At 63.2% G+C, this 19,739-nt stretch carries 21 protein-coding genes; 5 read left to right on the top strand and 16 right to left on the bottom strand.

The window, feature by feature from the left end; all coding sequences use genetic code 11:
* Positions 1-111: 111 nt before the first annotated feature.
* The 5 genes from phnX to phnD form a co-directional block, all read right to left on the bottom strand.
* Positions 112-999: a phosphonoacetaldehyde hydrolase gene (gene phnX / locus M2375_RS10460; RefSeq protein WP_259165793.1), complete on the bottom strand. Its 888-nt coding sequence runs from the start codon at positions 997-999 to the stop codon at positions 112-114.
* Positions 1,000-1,137: 138 nt separating this feature from the next.
* Positions 1,138-2,226 (bottom strand): iron-containing alcohol dehydrogenase PsrA, encoded by a 1,089-nt coding sequence (gene psrA, locus M2375_RS10455; protein ID WP_259165791.1) that lies wholly within the window; start codon positions 2,224-2,226, stop codon positions 1,138-1,140.
* Positions 2,227-2,274: 48 nt separating this feature from the next.
* Positions 2,275-3,120: a phosphonate ABC transporter, permease protein PhnE gene (phnE, locus tag M2375_RS10450; RefSeq protein ID WP_259165790.1), complete on the bottom strand. Its 846-nt coding sequence runs from the start codon at positions 3,118-3,120 to the stop codon at positions 2,275-2,277.
* Positions 3,120-3,920 carry a phosphonate ABC transporter ATP-binding protein gene (gene phnC, locus M2375_RS10445; RefSeq protein ID WP_259165788.1) on the bottom strand — a complete coding sequence of 267 codons (801 nt, stop codon included), beginning with the start codon at positions 3,918-3,920 and terminating at the stop codon, positions 3,120-3,122. Before phnC ends, phnE begins: the two co-directional genes overlap by 1 nt.
* On the bottom strand, positions 3,917-4,792 hold the full coding sequence (gene phnD, locus M2375_RS10440) for a phosphonate ABC transporter substrate-binding protein (protein WP_259165786.1): 876 nt from the start codon (positions 4,790-4,792) through the stop codon (positions 3,917-3,919). Before phnD ends, phnC begins: the two co-directional genes overlap by 4 nt.
* A 140-nt stretch (positions 4,793-4,932) precedes the next feature.
* On the opposite strand from phnD, the gene M2375_RS10435 reads away from it, so the two are divergent.
* Positions 4,933-5,802: a LysR substrate-binding domain-containing protein gene (locus M2375_RS10435; RefSeq protein WP_259165784.1), complete on the top strand. Its 870-nt coding sequence runs from the start codon at positions 4,933-4,935 to the stop codon at positions 5,800-5,802.
* Between the two features lie 140 nt (positions 5,803-5,942).
* On the opposite strand, the gene M2375_RS10430 is transcribed toward M2375_RS10435, so the two are convergent.
* The 8 genes from M2375_RS10430 to M2375_RS10395 form a co-directional block, all read right to left on the bottom strand.
* A complete protein-coding gene (locus tag M2375_RS10430; protein ID WP_404979304.1) occupies positions 5,943-6,491 on the bottom strand; it encodes a lipocalin family protein in 549 nt (182 codons plus the stop codon).
* Between the two features lie 137 nt (positions 6,492-6,628).
* On the bottom strand, positions 6,629-7,420 hold the full coding sequence (locus M2375_RS10425) for an SDR family oxidoreductase (protein WP_259165783.1): 792 nt from the start codon (positions 7,418-7,420) through the stop codon (positions 6,629-6,631).
* Positions 7,420-7,995, bottom strand: a complete 576-nt coding sequence (locus M2375_RS10420) for a DUF3833 domain-containing protein (protein WP_259165782.1) — start codon at positions 7,993-7,995, stop codon at positions 7,420-7,422. Before M2375_RS10420 ends, M2375_RS10425 begins: the two co-directional genes overlap by 1 nt.
* Before the next feature lie 2 nt (positions 7,996-7,997).
* Positions 7,998-9,287 (bottom strand): MFS transporter, encoded by a 1,290-nt coding sequence (locus M2375_RS10415; protein WP_259165779.1) that lies wholly within the window; start codon positions 9,285-9,287, stop codon positions 7,998-8,000.
* Between the two features lie 12 nt (positions 9,288-9,299).
* A complete protein-coding gene (locus tag M2375_RS10410) occupies positions 9,300-9,869 on the bottom strand; it encodes a chalcone isomerase family protein (protein WP_259165776.1) in 570 nt (189 codons plus the stop codon).
* Positions 9,862-11,133 (bottom strand): cyclopropane-fatty-acyl-phospholipid synthase family protein, encoded by a 1,272-nt coding sequence (locus M2375_RS10405; protein ID WP_259165772.1) that lies wholly within the window; start codon positions 11,131-11,133, stop codon positions 9,862-9,864. The genes M2375_RS10410 and M2375_RS10405 overlap by 8 nt, the downstream gene beginning before the upstream one ends.
* A complete protein-coding gene (locus M2375_RS10400; protein ID WP_259165771.1) occupies positions 11,130-11,882 on the bottom strand; it encodes a DUF1365 domain-containing protein in 753 nt (250 codons plus the stop codon). Before M2375_RS10400 ends, M2375_RS10405 begins: the two co-directional genes overlap by 4 nt.
* Positions 11,879-13,225 (bottom strand): NAD(P)/FAD-dependent oxidoreductase, encoded by a 1,347-nt coding sequence (locus tag M2375_RS10395; RefSeq protein WP_259165769.1) that lies wholly within the window; start codon positions 13,223-13,225, stop codon positions 11,879-11,881. The genes M2375_RS10400 and M2375_RS10395 overlap by 4 nt, the downstream gene beginning before the upstream one ends.
* A gap of 145 nt (positions 13,226-13,370) precedes the next feature.
* On the opposite strand from M2375_RS10395, the gene M2375_RS10390 reads away from it, so the two are divergent.
* Positions 13,371-14,027 (top strand): TetR/AcrR family transcriptional regulator, encoded by a 657-nt coding sequence (locus M2375_RS10390; protein ID WP_259165766.1) that lies wholly within the window; start codon positions 13,371-13,373, stop codon positions 14,025-14,027.
* A 53-nt stretch (positions 14,028-14,080) separates the two neighbouring features.
* Here the strand turns inward: M2375_RS10390 and M2375_RS10385 are convergent, their stop codons facing one another.
* Positions 14,081-14,584, bottom strand: coding sequence for a nuclear transport factor 2 family protein (locus M2375_RS10385; RefSeq protein ID WP_259165765.1), 504 nt, complete (start codon positions 14,582-14,584; stop codon positions 14,081-14,083).
* 172 nt (positions 14,585-14,756) lie between these two features.
* On the opposite strand from M2375_RS10385, the gene M2375_RS10380 reads away from it, so the two are divergent.
* The 3 genes from M2375_RS10380 to M2375_RS10370 are packed head-to-tail and all read left to right on the top strand — an operon-like array spanning position 14,757 to position 17,078.
* The gene (locus tag M2375_RS10380; RefSeq protein ID WP_259165762.1) at positions 14,757-15,389 is read left to right on the top strand and encodes a TetR/AcrR family transcriptional regulator; all 633 of its coding nucleotides are present in this window, start codon (positions 14,757-14,759) and stop codon (positions 15,387-15,389) included.
* Between the two features lie 19 nt (positions 15,390-15,408).
* A complete protein-coding gene (locus M2375_RS10375; protein WP_259165760.1) occupies positions 15,409-16,086 on the top strand; it encodes a type 1 glutamine amidotransferase domain-containing protein in 678 nt (225 codons plus the stop codon).
* A 14-nt stretch (positions 16,087-16,100) separates the two neighbouring features.
* The gene (locus M2375_RS10370; RefSeq protein ID WP_259165755.1) at positions 16,101-17,078 is read left to right on the top strand and encodes a zinc-binding dehydrogenase; all 978 of its coding nucleotides are present in this window, start codon (positions 16,101-16,103) and stop codon (positions 17,076-17,078) included.
* A gap of 59 nt (positions 17,079-17,137) precedes the next feature.
* On the opposite strand, the gene M2375_RS10365 is transcribed toward M2375_RS10370, so the two are convergent.
* Together M2375_RS10365 and M2375_RS10360 are read right to left on the bottom strand one after the other, a co-directional pair.
* A complete protein-coding gene (locus M2375_RS10365) occupies positions 17,138-17,416 on the bottom strand; it encodes a DUF2164 domain-containing protein (RefSeq protein ID WP_259165751.1) in 279 nt (92 codons plus the stop codon).
* Positions 17,417-17,437: 21 nt separating this feature from the next.
* On the bottom strand, positions 17,438-19,282 hold the full coding sequence (locus M2375_RS10360; protein WP_259165749.1) for an ABC transporter ATP-binding protein: 1,845 nt from the start codon (positions 19,280-19,282) through the stop codon (positions 17,438-17,440).
* Between the last annotated feature and the right edge of the window lie 457 nt (positions 19,283-19,739).

Here is a 19,739-nt window from a genome sequence, read left to right as displayed (position 1 = left end):
TTTTTTGGGCGGCCAGCGCCTACAACGGCATGGCGCTGCAAGCGTTCTCGCCTGGCGGCCCATCCCGGTCCGCGTTCATCCCATTGGGTAGGGGTTTTGCAGCGCCGGGATTTACACCGGGCGGTTGGGCGCACGCATGTGTTGCGCGATCAGCGCCAAGACCTGCGGCAGTTCGGCCACACTGCGAACCACATAATGCGCTCCCGCCTCTCGCAGCTTTTTCTCCGCGCGCTCGACACGCGCCTGCACTTCTTCTGGGCGGGTCTGTTCCAGCTCTTGCACGCTCAAGCCAACTTCGTTGCCCGAAAGGCTCAGGCCCACCGTCCACATGCCTGCGTTCAGGCCTTCCGCAATGCCAGGCACCGTGTCATCGACCTTCACACAGGCACGCACATCGGTGATGCCCAGCGCCAAGACATTGGCCAGGGCCATCCACGGCCCCGGGCGGCCGCCCGCTGGCAGCTCATCGCCGGCCACCACATGGTCAGGATCGATGCCCGCTTGCGATGCCTGAGGGAGCAGCTGGTTGAGAACCTCGCGCGGATAGCCAGAACAAGACCCCACTTTGAGGCCTTGTGAACGCAGCCATTGCAGGGTTTGCACGGCGCCGGCAATGGGCGCAGAGAACTCCCCCACTTTGGCGATTTGCATGGGCATGAAACGCGCATAGATGTTGTCCACGTCTTGGCGATCGGGGTGCTTGCCGAAGGTGCTGAGCCATTGGCTGCGGATGCTGGTGTCTTGCAGCAATTCGTGGATGTGGTCCCACTTGGACAGCCCCATCGGACCGCGCGCCTGTTCGAGTGTCAGGTGAATACCAAAACTGGAAAAGGCTTCGACAAAAATCTGCGTGGGAGCCAGCGAGCCGAAGTCCACGAGGGTGCCTGCCCAGTCAAAAATAACGGCTTGCAGCGGGGTTAAATCATCCCCCCGTTGGGTTGAATCGGCATGGAATACGTCTTGCGCGGGCAAGGGGCGGGCCTGAGATGTCAAGTTCATGGAGGTTCTCGTGAAAAGTGTCGGAGACAGGGTCGGTTGCGGGCAGCGCTGCTCAGCGCTAGTCCACGCAAGCGCGTTAGTTGGGGTGTCTTGGGGCCTGAATGCGCGCCAAGGAAGAAGGCAGCTGAACAGCACGGACTAGGTGATGCTGCGGATGAAATTGCGCCCACGCGGTCCACTGGCGGCTTTGCGCACCATGGCTTGCCAAGCCGAGGGCGCGACACCGTAGTGCGCCGGGTCAGTCCGCACATCCAGCGCGTGTAAAAACGCGTGCATGCGCGCTATGGCAGCTTGGGGCGATTCCACGTCCAGAATTCGGCACAGCGCCGCATCCACGGCGTCATCTGCCCCGAAGGCCATCTCCATCACCCAGGGCAAGCTGAAAGAACAGGCGATGCCATGGGGCACGCCGTGCTGGAGGGTGATGTCATAGGACAGCGAATGGGCCAAGGCTGTTTTGGTGTTGGAGAAGGCCAGCCCGGCCATCAAGGCGGCATGCGCCATGTCGGCCCGCAAGCGCACATTGCCCAGGTCTTGCATCAAGGTGGGCAGCGTGTGCATGACTTGGCGTGCTGCCTGCACCGCAAACTGCATGGAGACGGGATTGCGGTTCACATTCCAGATCGACTCCAGTGCGTGCGAGAACGCATCCAAGCCGGAAGCCAAGGTAGGCGCGGCTGGAAGACTGGTCATGAGCGCGGGATCAATCACCGCTGCTTCTGGCCAGGTACAGGCTTGGTGCAGCGAGTATTTGCATCCGTTCGCCTGGTCCCATATCGTTGCCCAAGGCGTGACTTCGCTGCCCGTACCCGCCGTGGTGGGAATCGCAATCAGCGCCTTATGCGCCCCTGCAGCCAGGCTGCCGCCTTGCTTGAGGATGTGCACCAGCTCCGCAAAGCTGCGGCTGGGCGTGGCGCACAACAAGGCCTTGGCACAGTCAATGGCGCTGCCTCCCCCCAAGGCAAGCACGCATTCGACGTCGGCATGTTCACGGTGAATCTGGTCATACAAAGGTGCCAGCCAGCTGACATCCGGGTTGGGCAGGACAGTGTCCACCACCGCATGCAACTGCGCACCGATGGAGCTGCGTACCCGTTGCACCAACCCCAGCGACTGCGCTTCGGGAAAGGTCACCAGGATGCAACGGCGGCCGCGCAATAACGTGGGCAACTGGTTCAGGCTGTCGATGCCGCTATGTACGCTGACGGGGTTGTGATAAGTCCACACAGAACAATCTCTTTGCTAAAAATTGGGGGCAAGGCTGAGGCGCGGGCGTCAATGCCCAGCGCCTTGCTGAATGCGGCTGCGCAGCCAGTTGCTCAACAGATCGGCGACCACCACCATGGCGGTGATGACCACAATGCAGGCTGCCGTTTCTTGGTACTGGAAGAGTTTGAGGCTGGCGACCAGCTCAAAGCCCAGACCCCCTGCACCGACCATGCCCAGTACGGTGGCTGAGCGGAGGTTCACTTCAAAGCGGTAGAGCACCACCGCAATCCATGCGGTGATGGCTTGCGGCACCACACCAAAGGCAATCACTTGCAGCTGGGATGCGCCCGCGCTGCGCAAGGCCTCCAGCGGGCCTTGGTCGATTTCTTCGATGCTCTCGGCAAAGAACTTGCCCAGCATGCCCATGCCATGCAGTGCCAAAGCCAATACGCCAGGGAACGGGCCCAGCCCCACGGCAGACACAAAGACCAGGGCCAAAATCAGCTCATTGATGCTGCGAACCACATTGAGAAACTGGCGTGTCACGCGGCGCAGCCAGTGCCAGCTGTGCAAATTGCTGGCAGCTATAAAGGACAGTGGCAAAGCGAGCACCACCGACAGCAAGCTGCCCCATATCGCTATTTGCACGGTCTCGATAGCCGGGGCCCACAGACGCGGCAGGATGCTCCAGTCTGGCGGAACAGAGCGCTTCAAGAAGTCTGCGATCTGCGGCATGCCATTGGCAAGCTCGCCCCAACTCATTTGCGCACCGCCCGCGCTCCAATGAAGCACCCAGACGATGGCCAGCGCCATGGCTGCCATGCCGAGCCAACCGCTCTTTCCTGTGGGGCGTTGCACCGTCCAGCGCCAGGGATCTGCGTCCGTGGGGCGCATGCTTGTTGCTTTGGGCATTACACAACTCCTGCAGGGAGGGCCTGCGTCCATGGGTTTGCCATCGCCAACGCTGTGCTTGGCCCCTGTGCAGGGGCTGCGTGGTAGATGGCTTGTAGCGCGTCATCGTCCAAGGCGGCGGGTGCACCGTCGAATACCACCCGTCCTTGGGCCAGGCCCACAACGCGGTCGCCAAACTCCTTGGCATAGTCCACCTGGTGCAGGTTGCAGACCACCCCAATGCCCATTTCGCGGGTGGCATCGCGCAAGTACTGCAGCACGGCGCGCGCGGTTTTGGGATCCAGGCTGGCGACAGGCTCATCTGCCAGGATCACCTGCGGCTGCTGCGCCAGCGCCCGGGCAATGCCCACCCGCTGCATCTGTCCGCCGGAGAGGGCCTGCGTGCGCTCCAGGGCCTTGTGGGCCAAGCCCACACGCTCCAGGCATGCATCGGCAATGCGCAGGTCGCTGTCACGAAACCATTGCAGCAGCGACGGCAGCGTGCCCAATTGGCCCAAGCGGCCGGTCAGTACATTTTTTCGCACCGACAGGCGCTGCACCAAATTGTGGTGCTGGAACACCATGGCGACCTGGCGAGCCAAGTCGCGGCGCGAATGGCGCTCGCGCAAGTCAATGCCGCCCACCTCCAGCGTGCCGCTATCGGGTTTGACCAGGCCGTTCATGCAGCGCAACAAGGTGGATTTGCCCGCCCCTGACAGCCCCAGCATCACGACAAACTCCCCGGGCTGTATATCCAGGTCAATGCCATGCAGCACATGATTGCGGCCATAGCTTTTGCCCAGGTTTCGGATGCGGATCATTTCATCTTTCCCAGGTCGAGATTCAAGGCTTTGGCTGTTTGGCGGACGACGTCGTAGGCCTGGTCGTTGGTGGGCGCAAACCCATCGAGCAGGCCTTGGTCACCCCAGGGCAAATCCTTGATCTCCGCCAGCGCGGCCGCTACTTTTTGCTTGGTGTTCTCATCGAGGCTCTGGCGCCAGACCATGGGGGACTCTGGAATGGGCTTGGATTGCCAGATCACCGTGAAGTCTTCGCGTTTCACCAGCCCCTTCTTGACGGCCGAATCAAAGATGCGGTCCGCCACCGCAGCCGCATCCACCTTGTTGTTGGCCACGGCCATGATGCTGGCGTCATGCGAGCCGGAGAAGATCACGCGGCTGAAGTTTTTGTCGGTGTCAAATCCCGCTGCCATCAAGCCTGCTTTGGGAAACAGGTGTCCTGATGCGGAGCTGGGATCCACAAAGGCAAAGGTACGGCCTTTGAGATGCGCCAGGTCGGTCAGCCCCTTGTCTTTGCGGGCAATCACTTGGCTTTGGTAGGCGCTGCGCCCCGTTTTTTTGGTCACGGCGACCGCAAAGGCGTCCACGCCGGCAATCTGATGCGCCAGCACATACGAGAAGGGGCCCAGATACGCAATGTCCAGCTTGCCCGAGCGCAGGGCTTCAATCACACCGTTGTAGTCGTTGGCCACAAAGGGCTTGACCCGCATACCGGTTTTGGCGGCAAGCTGCTCCATCACCTCCGTGCTGGCGCGAATCATGGCCTGTGCGTCCTCCGAGGGAATGAGCCCTACGCGCAACTCATTGGATTGGGCCCAGGTTGAGCCCAAAGCCGTCAGGGAAAAAGCCGTGGCCGCCACAGTGCGCAGCCAAATTTTGCGAGACATCTTCATGGAAGCCAGCTCCTAGATTGAGGTAACAGCACGCGTTTGCGTGTCCGTACCTCTATGCTAGGAAAGACATATTTCTGCCATATGAAAGTTTCACAATCAATTCGCCTAGCTTCTATAGGTAAGAGTTAGAGATTGATGACATGAGCACTTCCCGTTACCGCGCCTTTGTGGCCGTCGCACACCATGGCAGCCTGAGCGCTGCCGCCCGCAGTTTGGGCGTCAGTCAACCCAGCGTCTCCAGCCAGATCAACGGGCTGGAGCGACAAAGCAAGGTCGAGCTCTTCCATCGCCGGGGCTACCGCATGAGCGTGACCGATTCCGGCCAAAAGCTTTTGGCGGTGGTGCAAAAGCTGTTGGCGATCGAGTCGGAGGCCGATTTTCTGCTGCGCGACAGCGGCGAACTCAACCAAGGAATGCTCAAGCTCGGGGCGGTAGGGCCCTTCCACGTGATTGAGATGGTGGCAGCCTACCGCCAGCATTACCCTGGTATGCAGGTCTCCATTCGCATGGGTAACTCCCGGCAGGTGCTGCACGATCTGGAGCAATACCGCACAGACATAGCGGTGCTTGCAGGGAAGTACGAGCGCGCGGGCTTGACGGCCATTCTTTATGCCAGCCATCCCGTCATTTTGTTTGTACCCATCAGGCACCCGTTGGCGGCCTTCACCACCGTCCCCCTTGCTGCGCTGCAAGGGGTGGAGCTGATCCAAAGGGAGCTGGGCTCCACCACCCGAATGGCCTTGGAGCAAGCGCTTCAAGCAGCCCATGTGACACCCAAGACAGTCCTTGAGATCGGCAGCCGCGAGGCCATCCGTGAAGCCGTGGCAAGGGGGCTAGGCGTCGGTGCCGTATCGGAAGCGGAATTTATTGCCGATGCCCGCTATAAGCCTGTGAGGATTGAGAACGATCCCGCCACCACCAGTACCTATGTGTACATGCTCAAAGAACGCCAGGAAAGCGTGTTGCTGCGGTCATTCAGCCAGGCTGCAGGATTGAAGGCTGTCTTTTAAGGGGGGCGGCGTCACTTGTAAACCATGACCCCCTCTTTGCTATCCAGCGAACGGAGTCTGAACTCGGTTCCAGCCCCTGTCGTCGCAGGGCATGGCCTTCGCCGCTGCGTGCCGCTTCTCTGGATCCATCCCACACTCGGCTACTGATCCACCCGCATGACCTGGCCCAGGTCCACGCCTAAAGCCTGCGCCTTTTGCAGCAGCGCTTGCCGTTGGGCTTCGGGGATGGTCTTGCTGCGGGAGAGGATCCACATGTAATCCAGGCTGCTGCCGATGACCAAGGCGGTCTGGTACTGGGCATCGAGGCTCACCACGTTGTAGCCACCGTAGAACGGGCCGAAGAACGAGACCTTCAGCGCGGCTTCATCGGCCTGGCGCAGGAAGCGCGCCTTGCCTTGCGCCTCGCGCCATGCCTGCTTGGCAGGGTCATAGCCACGGTTCAGCACGGTGACACTGCCATCCGCATTCAGGCTGTAGGTGGCGGAGACCTGGGTCAGGCCTTTCTCAAAGCGGTGGTCGATGCGTGCCAGCTCGTACCAGGTGCCCATGTACTTGCTGGCGTCAAAGCCGCTGACGGGTTGCACGCCTTGGGGGACAGAGACAGCGCAGCCGGGCAAGGCGACTGCGGCGCCGGTGATCACTACGGCAAGGGCGGTGGCGCGGAAGAGAGCGCTTGTGGAGAAAGGCATCGTAGGTTTCCTTTTCGTCTTGGGCCGGCAGTGCCCAAGCTAGAGAGATGAATCAACAGGCTTGGGTTAAGGGTTGAACATTTTTGGGCCGGCCGGGATAGGTGCACCTCCAGTGCTGCTGTCGTCCCGGTCTGGCATCAGGCCTTGGTGATGCGGCGCACGCTGGCGAAGTACCAGCGGTCGGGCAGGCAGCGCAAGAGCCGCATCCAGCGGGTAAAGCGGCGGGGAAAGTTCATCTCGAAATGGCCCCGCGCCCAGCCTTGCAGCATATGCTGCGCCGCTTCTTCGGGGCTGATCAGTGCTGGCATGCTGAAGCGGTTCTGGGCGGTCAGGGGGGTATCGACAAAGCCCGGGTTGATGATGGAGACGCCCAAACCACGGGGGTGCAGATCGAGATAAAGGTTTTCTGCCAGGTTGTTGAGCGCGGCCTTGGTGGGGCCATAGGCCAGCGACATCGGAAGCCCTCGGTAGCCGGCGACGCTGCCGACCAGCGCAATATGGCCCCGCCCGGCTTGCAGCAGCATCGGGAGGATGGCGTCCAGCACATGGAGCACGCCGACGTAGTTGACGGCCAAGTGCTTTTGCATCTCTTGCAGGTTGAATGCGGTGGCGCGCAGCGGCCGGTAGTGGCCGGCGCAGTACAGCACCAGGTCGGGCGCGCCACCCAGCGCGCTATGGACCGCTTGCGCGGCAGCCGCCACCGTCTCCGGCTGGCTCACATCCAGCGGTATCGCCAGGCAGCCAGGGCGGCCGGTGGCAAAGTCTTCCAGCGCAGCGCTGCCCCGGGCCGATACGATAACCCGCGCTCCCCGTGCCTGCAGTGCCTCGGCCGTGGCCCGGCCTATGCCGGAGGAGGCGCCAACAATCCAGACAGATTGGCCTTGCCAGTCCGCCATCGGCGGATTGAGCCTGGCTTGCAGCAGCGACATTAGCCGGGCTCCTTGGTGAATGACAGGGTCACATCGCCCAGGTGGATGCCAAACTTGCGCATCGCCGTGCGGTTGAGCATGGTGCGCCCGTCCATCAGGTACATCCAGTCGTCCATCCGCACGTTCCAGACCCTGCCATCGACCGGCAAGGCCAGCACGTAGTTCCAGCGCAGGGCGTTGCCGGCAGCCTGGCCCGTGGCCAGCCCAACGACATCCTGCGCCTGGCCGGTATAGCGGCCATCACCCAGATACTGGATGTGCCAGGTGCGTTCTTGGGTGCTGCCATCGCTGTAGACAAAGTGCTCTTCCAGCACGCCGTCATTGCCTGTCCACTTGCCAGTCATGTGCACGGTAAAGCGCTTGACCACTTTGCCCTTGCGGTCGGTGAACATGCCGTGGGCCGTGAGCGGGCCGTTGAAGTACTGGCGCAGATCCAGCTGCGGGCGCTGCTGGGCATATTCCTCGACCGAGGGGCCGGCGCAGCCGCTGAGTACGGCCAGCGTGCCTACCAAGGCCAAACCGATACCGGCGCGCCGCAGGGTGATCAAGCGGGGGGTGCATGGCGTTGATTTCATCGTTACCTCCAGGAGGGTTGCAGGCGCTCAGCGCGCCAAAGACAAGCAAGGGCCATCAACTTGAGCAGGCAGGGCAGGCCGCCATAGGCCCAGGCCAGCGCCTGCAGGCCAGCAGGATCGGTGCTGCCGCTGTGGTAGCCCACGGCTGCGAGCAGCGGCAGGCACAGGCCGGCCGCCAGGGCCAGGTTGAGCTTGGTGGCACAGGTCCACCAGCCCAAATAGCGGCCATCGCCGGAGCCCCCATGGCCGGACTCGTGGATCACGCCGGTCAGCAGTGCGCCAGGCACTGCCAGGTCCGCGCCCAGTGCCAGACCACTGGCCAGGCAGATGGCGGCAAAGGCCCAGGCATCGCCCGCGCCCAGCAAGGACGCGCAGAAAAAAGCGATAACACTGGCCAGCATGCCCGCGCGCCAGCTGGGCGCCAGGCCCCAGCGGGCCACCGCTTTGACCCACAGCGGCAGGCCCAGCGCGGCAGCGGCGAAATAGCACAGCAGGAACAGCGACAGCAAGCCGGGGGCCTGGAGCCGGTCCACCACAAAAAATGGCAAGAGCGTGGCGGGGATGGCCGCAGCCACACCGTTGAGCATGAACACCGACAGCAGGCGGCGAAAGGCCGCATCGCGCCACGGCGACTGCTGGGGCAGGGCATGGCGCTGTGCGGCAAGCGCGCCAGCATGGCCAGTTCCGCCGCGAGGATCGCGCAGCCGGTACAAACCCAGCAAGCCCAGGCCGAGCGCGGCTGCCAGCACGGCGCTGGTTGCATCCATGCCCAGCAGGCTGGGCAGCACACTGGCGCTGAGCACGCCGACCAGGGTGGCGCCCTCGCGCCAGGCCGTCACCTGCGTGCGCCAAGTGGCCTCACCGCCCCAGCGGGTGCCCCAGGTTTGGTGCAAGATGCTGACGGCGCTGTAGGCCAGGGTGGTGAGCAGCAGGCAACCCGCCAGCCAGCCCAGCATGTGGGTGCTATTGCCAGTGGGCGGATGCCAGAGTGCAACAAACCCCAAGGCCATGACCAGACTGCCCAGCGCCGCAGCCAGCCAGGCGGCACGCCGTCCGCGCTGCAGCAAGCCATCGGCCAGGCGGCCCAGCGCCGGGTCCAGCAGCGCATCAAAGGCGCGGGTGGCGAGCAGCACGGCGCCCAAGCCGGCCAAGGGTGCACCCGCCACCGCCGCATAGTAGTGGGGCAGGGTGACGTACAAGGGCAGCGATACAAAAGCCAGCGGCGCCGCCAGCGCGCCATAGGCGAGCCCCGTGCGCCAGGAGAGCGCTTGCTGCACATGGGGGGAGCGCATGGCGGATGGCCCTTAGCCCTGGCCCAGCAGCGCAGCGCGCAGCGCCGGTGCCGAGGTCTGCTCCGACAGCCAGATACCAAAAAACAGGCGTGCATAGACCGCATCGTCGATGGCTGCGGTTTCGCGGCCGTTGTGCAAGAAAACGACCTTGCCCGCACCGTCGCTTATGCCCAGCAGGCGATCCTGGGCCACCACATCGGGGAAGGCCTGTTTCATCATGCGCAGCCACTGGCGGCCCTGGTCTTCGGAGAAGGGCTCGACGCGGCGCATCTCGGCAATGGAGCGCTCGGCGATGGCCTCGCCCTCCAGCTTGCGGTCATAGATGAGTTCTAGCGCAAAGGGCTGGCGGGCATAGTCTGCCGGGTTGAAGCCCGGTGCCGCCCACAGCCGCGCCTCGTAAACCCGCAGGCCAAAAAACCGCAGCACACCGGTGCCCACCAGGCGAGCGCCCGGCAGGGCAGTGCGCAGCTCGGCAGGGGTGGCAGGGGTTGCAGCGAGGAGGTCGTGGGTCATGGCAGTCATGGTGAGAGCGAGAAAGCTGGCGCCCCAGCCCAGGGTTTGGCGTCGGCGAAGCTCAGTCATGTGCCGGCCTGCGCAAAGTGAATTGGACGACGTCGGTATTGCCCATGTCGAACGAGGCCTCGCAGTAGGCGAGGTAGAAGCGCCAGATGCGTACAAAGCGTTCATCAAAGCCTTGCGCGTGGATGGCGTCGAGCTGCTGCTCAAAGGCCTGGCGCCAGCGCCTGAGCGTCTCGGCATAGTCGCTGCCAAAGTGCAGCTTCTTTTCCACAGTCAAACCGGCCTGGCGCGCTTCGCGCTCAAAGGCCTTGACGCTGGGCAGCAGGCCGCCCGGGAAGATGTATTGCTGGATGAAATCGGTGGAGCGCAGGTAGCGCGCAAACAGGTCATCGCGCAAGGTGATGGACTGCACACAGGCATAGCCGCCCGGCTTAAGGCACTGGCGCAGCGACTGGAAATAGCTGTGCCAGTACTCGTGCCCCACCGCTTCAAACATCTCGATGGACACGATGGCATCAAAGGGCTGAGCCTGGTGCTGGCCGGCCAGGTCGCGGTAGTCCTGGTAGCGCAGATCAACCTGGGCCTCCAGGCCCGCTTGCGCAATGCGCTCCAACCCCCATTGGCGTTGTTCGTGCGACAAGGTCACCCCCGTCACCTGGGCGCCAAACTCGGTGGCGGCCGTCTGCGCCAGTGCGCCCCATCCGCAACCAATCTCCAGCAGGCGCTGGCCGGGTTGCAGCCCGGTCTCTTGCAGCGCGCGGCGCATTTTTGCGTCCTGGGCCTGCTCCAGATCGGCCTGGGCCAGCGCATCGCCGCTGCGCCCCTCGAACCAGGCGGCGCTGTAGCTCATGCCCGGGTCCAGAAAAAGGCGGTAAAAATCATTGCCCAGGTCGTAGTGGGCATGGATGTTGCGGGCGCTGCCCGCCCGGGTGTTGCGGTTGAGCAAATGGCGCAACCGAAAGCCCAGCCGTCCCCACCAGTTGCCATATACCAGCTGCTCCATGTGGTCGCGGTTGCGGATGCACAAACGCAGCAGCGCGGTCAGGTCGGGGCTGTCCCACTGGCCTTCGATATAGCCCTCTGCCAAGCCGATATCCCCCGAGCGCTGGATGCGTTCCAGCGCGCTCCAATCGTGGAGGGTGCAGCGCGCATCGGCCTGCGATGCGGCCTGTTGGGCGAAGTGCCGCAGTTGCCCATCGGGCAGCTGCAGGTCCAGCTGGCCGCAGGGCAGATGCGCCAGCAGTTGCAGCACCTGGCGCGCGCTGCGGGGGATGGAGCGCGCGGCCTTTTCGGAGCGGCTCGACAAAGAGGCAGTGGAGGTGTTCATCGTGTGACGAAGCGCTTGGGCTCTGAGGGTTTGCGGTGGAAAGGCAGGCGTTTGGACCAGAGGCGCAGCGCCTGCCAGTGGATGCGAAACAGGACGCCCCAGGTCATCAGCGGCATGCCCCAGAATGCCCGCCTGAGCGTGGCGGCATTCAAGGGATGCAGCACCCCGGTTACGCCGGTGCGCAGCAGTGGGCCCGCCTCGTCGTGCAGGTCGACCTGCGCCTGGTTGCGGGTGTCGCTGCGCACAAAGCGAAAGCGGTATTCGCCCTGTACCTCGCAAAACGGTGACACATGAAAGCATTTGACCGCCACCTGCTCCGTGCCCCAGGCCAGATCGGGCCCGGCCAGCAGGTAGGCATGGCGTTCGCCAAAGGTGTTGTTGACCTCGGCCAGCACGGCCGCCAGCGAGCCATCCGCGCGGTGCGCGTACCAAAAGCTGACCGGTTTGAAGGCATAACCCAGCACGCGAGGGAAGGTGTGCAGCCAGACCTCCCCGCCCGCGTCGTGGATGCCTTCTTGCTGCAGCAGCTGGTCAAACCAGGCCAGGCAGTCCGGGCTGCCGTCGCCATGGTCGCGGTCATAAAAGCTGATGGCGCCGCGCCGGTTGCGGCGCAGCACCGCATCGGGCTGGGTGCGCAAGCTGCGCAGGGGTAGCAGCAGAAAGTAGCCCGGGTAGCGGAAAGCATGCACCACGGGGCGCAAGCGCTGGTGCCAGATGTGGCCAAAGCCGATCAGCGGTTGGCTGTTCACGCGACCTCCTCCAGCGCAGGCGCGTTGGCCACCGAGGGCGCGCTGGCCAACGACTGGCACACGCCATCCGCAGCCATCAGCCCGGAGCGCAGGCCGTCCTCGTGGAAACCATAGCCGCACCATGCGCCGCAAAACCAGGTGCGCAACTGGCCCTGCAGCTGGGGAATCTGGCGCTGGGCCAGGATCGCCGCCTGGTCAAAAACCGGGTGGCTGTACTGGATGCGTGAATGCACTTTGTCCGCTGCAATCGGGCGGGCGGGGTTGAGCGACACCAGCACCGGCTGCTGCCAGGGCAGGGGCTGGAGCCGGTTGATCAGATAGTGCAGGCAGACGCCCGCTTGCTCGGCACTGGCGGCGGCTGCCCGCTCGTAGTTCCAGGCGGCCCATGCCGCCGGGCGCTGGGGCAGAACGGCGGTATCGGTATGCAGCACTGCCTCATTGGGCTGGTAGCGGATGCTGCCCAGCACAGCCCGCTCGGCGGCTGTTGCACCCTCGCCCAGCAGTTGCAAAGCCTGGTCGCTGTGGCAGGCCAGTACCACCGCATCAAACCACTCCGAGCGCTGCGCTGTCTGCACCAGCACGCCCTGGGGGTGGCGCTGCAAGCCCAGCACCGGCGTGTTCAGGTGGGTCTCATGGCGGCCGTCCCGCTGCAGCCGGGCCAGCATGCGGCGTACATACTGCTGCGAGCCCCCGCGCACGCTGTACCACTGAGGGCGGTTTGTCACCTGGATCAGCCCATGGTTGTGGCAAAAGCGAATCATGGTGGCCACCGGAAAGCGCAGCATCTGGTCGGTGGGGCAAGACCAGATGCAGCCCAGCATGGGCAGCAGGTAGTCGCTGCGAAACGCTTTTGAAAAGCCGTGCTGGTCCAGGAATGCGGCGATGGAGTCCGTCATCTGCGCCTCTGCCTGGCGCTCGGCCATGTCACTGGTCAGGCGGTTGAAGCGGGCGATGTCCCGCAGCATGCCCCAAAACCGTGGGCGCAAGAGGTTGCGCTTTTGTGCAAAAACACTGCCCAGGGATTTGCCACTCCATTCCAGTGCTGTGCCTGCGTCGGCACGGGGCACCTGAACGGAGAACGACATTTCAGACGGAACCGTCTCCACACCCAGGTCTTTGAAAAGCTGCGTCAGCAAGGGGTAGGTGCGGTGGTTGAACACCAGAAACCCGGTGTCCACGCCGTGACGGATGCCATCCAGGCACAGGTCCACGGTATGGGCGTGTCCCCCGAAATGGCTGCCGGCTTCGAACAGGCAGACCCGGTGCGAAGTCTGGGAACTGGCCAGACGGACCGCCGCAGCTAGGCCAGAAATGCCCGAACCAATGACAGCTATGCGTTGCATGAAAGGGCCTTTGTAGATTCGACAGCCATGCAGGAATACCTTGCGGATCATTTGTTGAACTGATGAGTTCACACTATAAACCACAAATATCAAATTTGCACTATTTAGTCTCCGTGATGACCTCGCACGTCATAAAATGGGCTGCATGAATGCTCGGTCATCAATCAAGGAACAAATACAGCGCGTGCGTGAAGAGGCCATCGTGACCGCCGTGAATCGGCTGCTCGCGACCAAGGGCTACGACGCCATGACTGTTGATGAGGTGGCCGCTGAAGCGGGTATGGCCAAGGCCAGCCTCTACAAGCTGTTCACGTCGAAGGAAGAATTGGCCGGCGCTGCGATGGTCGGGGTGCTGGACCGCGCCTTGGCCTTTGTCGATGGCTTGCGCAGCGCGGCCGATGCGGCGGCCGAATCAGGCCAACCGATCGCGGCGCTGGAGCAGTTGAAGGCGGTGGTGCGCTGGGCCATGCGCACCCAGTTGGAAGGGGAAATGCCTTCGTTGCCCGCGCAAAACTCCAACCTCAGCGCCTCGTTGCAATCCAACGATGCCTATATGGACCGGCTCATTGCGCTGAGCAACCGGCTGAGCATCTGGATCACCGAGGCCCAGACCAGCGGCCAACTGCCACGGCACCTGCCTGCCGAGCTGGTGCTGTACACCTTGTTTGCCCGTGCCTGCGATCCCGTCCTGGGCCTGCTCAAGGAGTCGGGCCAGTACAGCGATGACCAGATCATCGAATGGGTCACCAGCACCACCTTTTACGGCTTGGCGGGCCCCAGCGCGGCGCCCGCTGCGCGATAAACCTGGCTTCTTTGTCGCCTAGAGCGGCCTTGCGCGGCCTTTGGGTGCCGTGCTCAGGACGGCGACTGCCCGGCGCTGTGCGGGCCAGGCGCTGTGGTCTTGACCGCGGCGTTTTGGCGCAGCCAGCGCATCAGCATGCCAATGCCCGGCAATTTCTCATACAGCTCTTCTGCCGCGTCCCAGTAGTCGCGGTGCTGGGATACGCGCCCTTGCGCATCCAAGGTCAACAACGATGCGCCGCAGATGCACTGCTGCACTTGCGGGCGCCAGCGCCGAAAGCGGAAGCGGAATTCCCATTCCAGTGCCGCGCGGCGATCCTGCACCAAGGTCTGCGTGATGACGAAGCGTGGTTCATGCAGCACCGCAAACATGTGCTCAAAGATGGCGGTGATCGCGGGCAAGCCGCGCACCTCGTTGAACGGATCCTTGAAATACGCATCGCCTGCATAGCAGCTCTCCAGCTGGTGGAGGCTTTGCGGCGTCAGCGTTTCGTAGAACTGGATCAGCCTGGCGAGCGCAGGCGCAGATGGATCGGAAAGCGCAGAGACGTCGGACATGGGGGGATCACTTTCGCAGGGTGTTCTGAGGTGCGGACCCCGCAAGCTTAAGACACCGAGATCTTTTTTTGCAGTTAGACACTGGGCTTGTTGGGTAGGCGGCAAACAAGGCGCTTTACACAGCACATCAGGTTTAATAGACGACTGGTCTATTTTTAACTACAATGCAGCCATGACCTTGACCAAGAAAGCGGAAGCGACCCGCCAGCACATCCTCGATACCGGGCACCAGCTCGTGCTGCGCAAAGGCTTTGCCGCGCTGGGTTTGCTGGAAATCTTGAAGTCCTGCAATGTGCCCAAGGGCTCGTTCTACCATTACTTCCCGTCAAAGCAAGCCTTTGGCTGCGCGCTGCTGCAGCAGTATGTGGACGGCTATGGCCACAAGGTCGATCGCTTGCTGGCGCCCGATGGCACGGGCTACGAACGCCTGATGCGCTACTGGGACGCCTGGATTTCTGCGCCCGGCGATGCCAGCTGTGGTTGGGCCGAAGAATGCCTGGTGGTCAAGCTCGCGGCTGAAGTGGCGGACCTGTCTGAAGAGATGCGCCAGGTGCTCCATACCGGCGTGCAGGGCTTGCTCGCCAAGCTCGGCGCCTTGATCGATGCGGCCCGCAGCGATGGATCGCTGCCCGCTGGCCCGCCATCGCTGGTGTTGGCGCGCGTGATCTACCAAATGTGGCTGGGCGCGGCGCTGCTGGCCAAGCTGAGCCAGGACAAGTCTTCTTTGGTGCAAGCGCGGGCTGCCACCTTGCATCTGCTGACCTGTGAAGCCGCGCCAACCGTTTCTCCCCCACCCCTGCGTTAACCTCCCAAGGAGTCTCCCCATGAAAGTTCTATTTGTTCTGACCTCGCACGACCGCCTGGGCGACACGGGCCGCAAGACCGGTTTCTGGCTGGAAGAATTTGCAGCGCCTTACTACGTCTTCCAGGACGCGGGCGCCGAGATCACCCTGGCATCGCCCCTGGGCGGCCAGCCGCCACTGGATCCCAAGAGCGACGAGCCGGATGCGCAAACGGCAGCCACCGAGCGCTTCCGCAAGGATCCAAAGGCACAAGCGGCCTTGGCAGCCACCACCCTGCTGGCACAGGTCAAGGCCGATGACTTCGATGCCGTGTTCTACCCCGGTGGTCATGGCCCGCTGTGGGACCTCGCCAATGACGCCACCTCGATTGCCTTGCTGGAGGCCTTTGAGCGCGCGGGCAAACCGCTGGGTCTGGTCTGCCATGCACCGGGAGCCCTCATCCAGGTCAAGGCCGCCAATGGCCAGCCCCTGGTTGCCGGACGGCGCGTGACAGGCTTTACCAACAGCGAAGAAGAGGCCGTGGGCCTGACGGCGGTCGTGCCCTTCCTCATCGAAGATGTGTTTACCCGCTTGGGCGGCGATTACCACAAGGGCCCTGATTGGCAAGTGCATGTGGAAGTCGATGGCCGCCTGGTCACCGGCCAGAACCCTGCCAGCAGCGAAGCGGTGGCTGAGGCCTTGCTCTCCATGCTGGCTTGAAAAGGACCGACACCATGCGCAGTGCCATTCACACCAGCTTCGGCGAGCCCGTTGATGTGCTGAGCTTGGGCGATCAGCCCATGCCCCATCCTGCTGCCGGCGAGGTTCGCATCAAGACCTTGCTGGCCCCTATCCACAACCATGACCTGTGGACCATTCGCGGCCGCTATGGCTACAAGCCCGAGCTGCCGGCCATTGGTGGCAGCGAGGCCGTGGGCGTGGTGGATGCCCTGGGCCCACACGTTGAGGGCGTGGCAGTCGGGCAGCGCGTGGCGGTGGCGGGCGTCCACGGCACCTGGGCCGAGTACTTTCTGGCGCCCGCGCGCTTGCTGGTGCCGATGCCTGAAGCTATCCCCGATGAAGTCGCGGCCCAGCTCATTGCCATGCCGCTCAGTGCCTTGATGCTGCTGGAGTTCCTCAACGTCAAGCCTGGGCAATGGATTGCGCAGAACACCGCCAACGGCGCCGTCGGTAAAACGCTGGCCATGTTGGCGAGCGCGCGCGGCGTGCAGGTGCTCAACCTGGTGCGCCGCGATGAGGCTGTGCAGGCGCTGAGTGACTTGGGCATCGCCCACGTTTTGTCCACCGCGCAGACGGATTGGACGCAACGCGCCAGCGCCCTGCTGGGCCCCAGCGGGGCCTACGCCGCTGTCGATTCGATCGGGGGCGCTGCCAGTGCCGCGCTGCTGGCCTTGCTTGGCGAAGGCGGCACGTTGGTGTCGTTTGGCACCATGGCTGGTGAGCCCATGCAGATTGATTCGGGCGCCATGATTTTCAAACAGGCCACCGTCAAAGGCTTTTGGGGCAGCAAGGTGAGCGAAGCGATGTCGCCCCAAGACAAGCGGCGCCTGCTGGGCGAGCTGATACAGCGCATCCTGAGTGGTGATCTGCAATTGCCAATCGAGGCCATCTACGATCTGGCCGACGCCGCCCAAGCCGCAGCGGCCAGCCTGCAACCGGGCCGCAAGGGCAAGGTGCTGCTCAAGCCTTAGGGCATCGTAAGGGCTGGAGGGGTGCTGCCACGCCCCCCGCCCATGTCCGGCGGCGCCTGCTAGCCCCGCGTTCCTCGCTTACCGGTGGCGGCGCTTTTCCAATACCCAAACTCGTCTTCATGCACCTCATAGTCCAGCTCCTGCAGGCGCTCGTGCAGGCGTGCCTGGGCATCGGCCACGCCCTGGTTGTAGAGGCTGGGGCCGATTTCCTGCAGGAAGAAACCCAGCAAGGCGGCAGCGGTGATGTTGCCGATGCGCTCGCCCTGGGTGTGCTCAAAGTAGCGTTCGATGGATTGGACGGCACGGTCGTGCACGTCCTTGCTCAGTTCAATGGCCATGGTGCTGCTGAGAACGGGTTCTTATAGAGGTCCATCCACCGGCTCGGCCAGGAAGCCGCCGCTTTGGTGGGCCCAGAGCTTGGCGTAGATGCCGCCTTGGGCCAGCAGCTGCTGGTGCGTGCCTTGCTCGATGATCTGGCCCTTGTCCATGACGATCAAGCGGTCCATCGCGGCGATGGTGGACAGGCGGTGGGCGATGGCGATAACCGTCTTGCCATGCATGAGGCTGTCCAGGCTTTCCTGGATGGCGGCTTCGACCTCGCTGTCCAGCGCGCTGGTGGCCTCGTCGAGCAGCAGGATGGGAGCGTCTTTCAACATCACGCGGGCAATGGCCACGCGCTGGCGCTGGCCGCCAGAGAGCTTGACGCCGCGCTCGCCCACCTGGGCGTCGTAGCCGGTGCGGCCAAAGCGGTCGCTCAAGGTGGTGATGAAGTCGGAGGCCTCGGCGCGTTCGGTGGCGCGGCGCATGTCTTCCTCGCTCGCGTCCGGGCGGCCGTAGAGGATGTTGTCGCGCATCGAGCGGTGCAGCAGCGAGGTGTCTTGCGTGACCATGCCGATGTTGCCGCGCAGGCTGTCCTGCGTGACCTTGGCGATGTCCTGGCCGTCAATGCGGATCTGGCCGCCGGCCAGGTCGTGAAAGCGCAGCAGCAGGTTGACCAGGGTGGACTTGCCCGCACCGGAGCGGCCAATGAGGCCAATGCGCTCGCCGGGGTTGATGGTGAGGTTGAGTTGGTCGATGACCGGGCGGCCGGCATCCTTATAGCCAAAGCTGACGTTGTCGAAATCGATGCGGCCTTGCTGCACGACCAAGGGTTTGGCCTGGCTGGCATCCACAATGCTGCGCGGCTTGGTCAAGGTGTTGATACCGTCCTGGATGGTGCCTACGTTCTCAAAAAGGCCCGTCATCTGCCACATCACCCAGTGCGAATAGCCCATCAGGCGCAGCGCCATGGCGATCACGGCTGCCACCACGCCGGCGCTGGCCTGGCCGTTCATCCACAGGTAGAGGGCGGTGCCCGATGCGCCCAGCAGCAGCAGGGTGATCATCAGGTGGTTGGCGATCTCGAACAGGCTGACCAGGCGCATCTGGGCCTGGCCGGTTTGTTTGAAGGCCTCCATCGCGCTGCGGGCGTATTCGGCCTCGCGCTTGGTGTGGGCGAACAGCTTGACGGTGGCGATATTGGTATAGGCGTCCGTCACGCGGCCGGTCATCATCGAGCGGGCATCGGCCTGGGCCTTGCCGATCTTGCCCAGGCGCGGCACAAAGAACATGCAGGCACCGATATAGGCGATCAGCCACAGCAGGAAGGGGATCATCAGCCGCCACTCAAAGCTGGCCGCCAGGATCAGGATGCCGATCATGTAGACGCTCACGCCCACCAGCACGTCGACGATCATGAACACCACTTCGCGCACGGACAAGGCCGTCTGCATGATCTTGGTGGTAATGCGGCCGGCAAACTCGTCCGCATAGAAGGACATGCTTTGGCCCAGCATCAGGCGGTGGAACACCCAGCGCAGGCGCATCGGGAAATTGATGGCCAGCACCTGGTGCATCACCTGGGTGTGCAGGGCCAGCAGCAGCACGCTGCCCAGCAAGATGCCGGCAATGCCCAGTGCCGTGCGGCCTTGCTCGGCCCAGAAGTTGTTGGGCGACATGGTCGCCAGCCAGTCGACCACATGGCCCATGACGGCGAACAGCATGGCCTCGTACATGGCCAGCAGGGCCGAGGTGGCGGTGAGCAAGCCGATCCAGCCACGCATGCCCTGCGTGCAAGCCCACATAAAGGCAAAAAATCCCTTGGGCGGAACCTGGGGCTCGGCGCTGGGATAGGGCGGCACCCGCCGCTCGAAAAACGAAAACATGCAAATCTCTCCTGCAATGGGGCTGGGGCGCTGGGTCTGCGCCGGCCCTGATGCTGCACGGTAAGCAGCGTAGAACCTGTTGGTATTAACAGTGGTAGCAACCCCGATCTGGCAAGTCTAGCGGGGTGGGCAGGGTCCTTGGTGGGCCGCCGATATAACCCTTAGTGATTCTCTGCAAACTCCCTGAGAGGGTCTGAGCGTACTGCCCAGTCGTCCTCATCACCGCTGGCGTCGGCCGCCTTCAAAACCACCTTGCAGCATAGGCCTATTGGCTTTTTTCATTCCGGTGGCGAGCGGCACTGGCCCGCTGTTTTTTGATCTGTCTTCAGGATAGTGTTGTGTTGTTTGTCTATCGATAAGTCTCATGACTATGACTATATAAAAAACCATAGGTGTGTTCACCTATGTGACAGCGCGCTTGCTGTTTCTAAGATACTGGCTTCTGAAATGAGGTGTT

The organism is Comamonas sp. BIGb0152 (assembly GCF_024809975.1).
GTDB lineage: Bacteria > Pseudomonadota > Gammaproteobacteria > Burkholderiales > Burkholderiaceae_C > Comamonas.
This window is presented reverse-complemented; position numbering and strand designations above follow the sequence as displayed.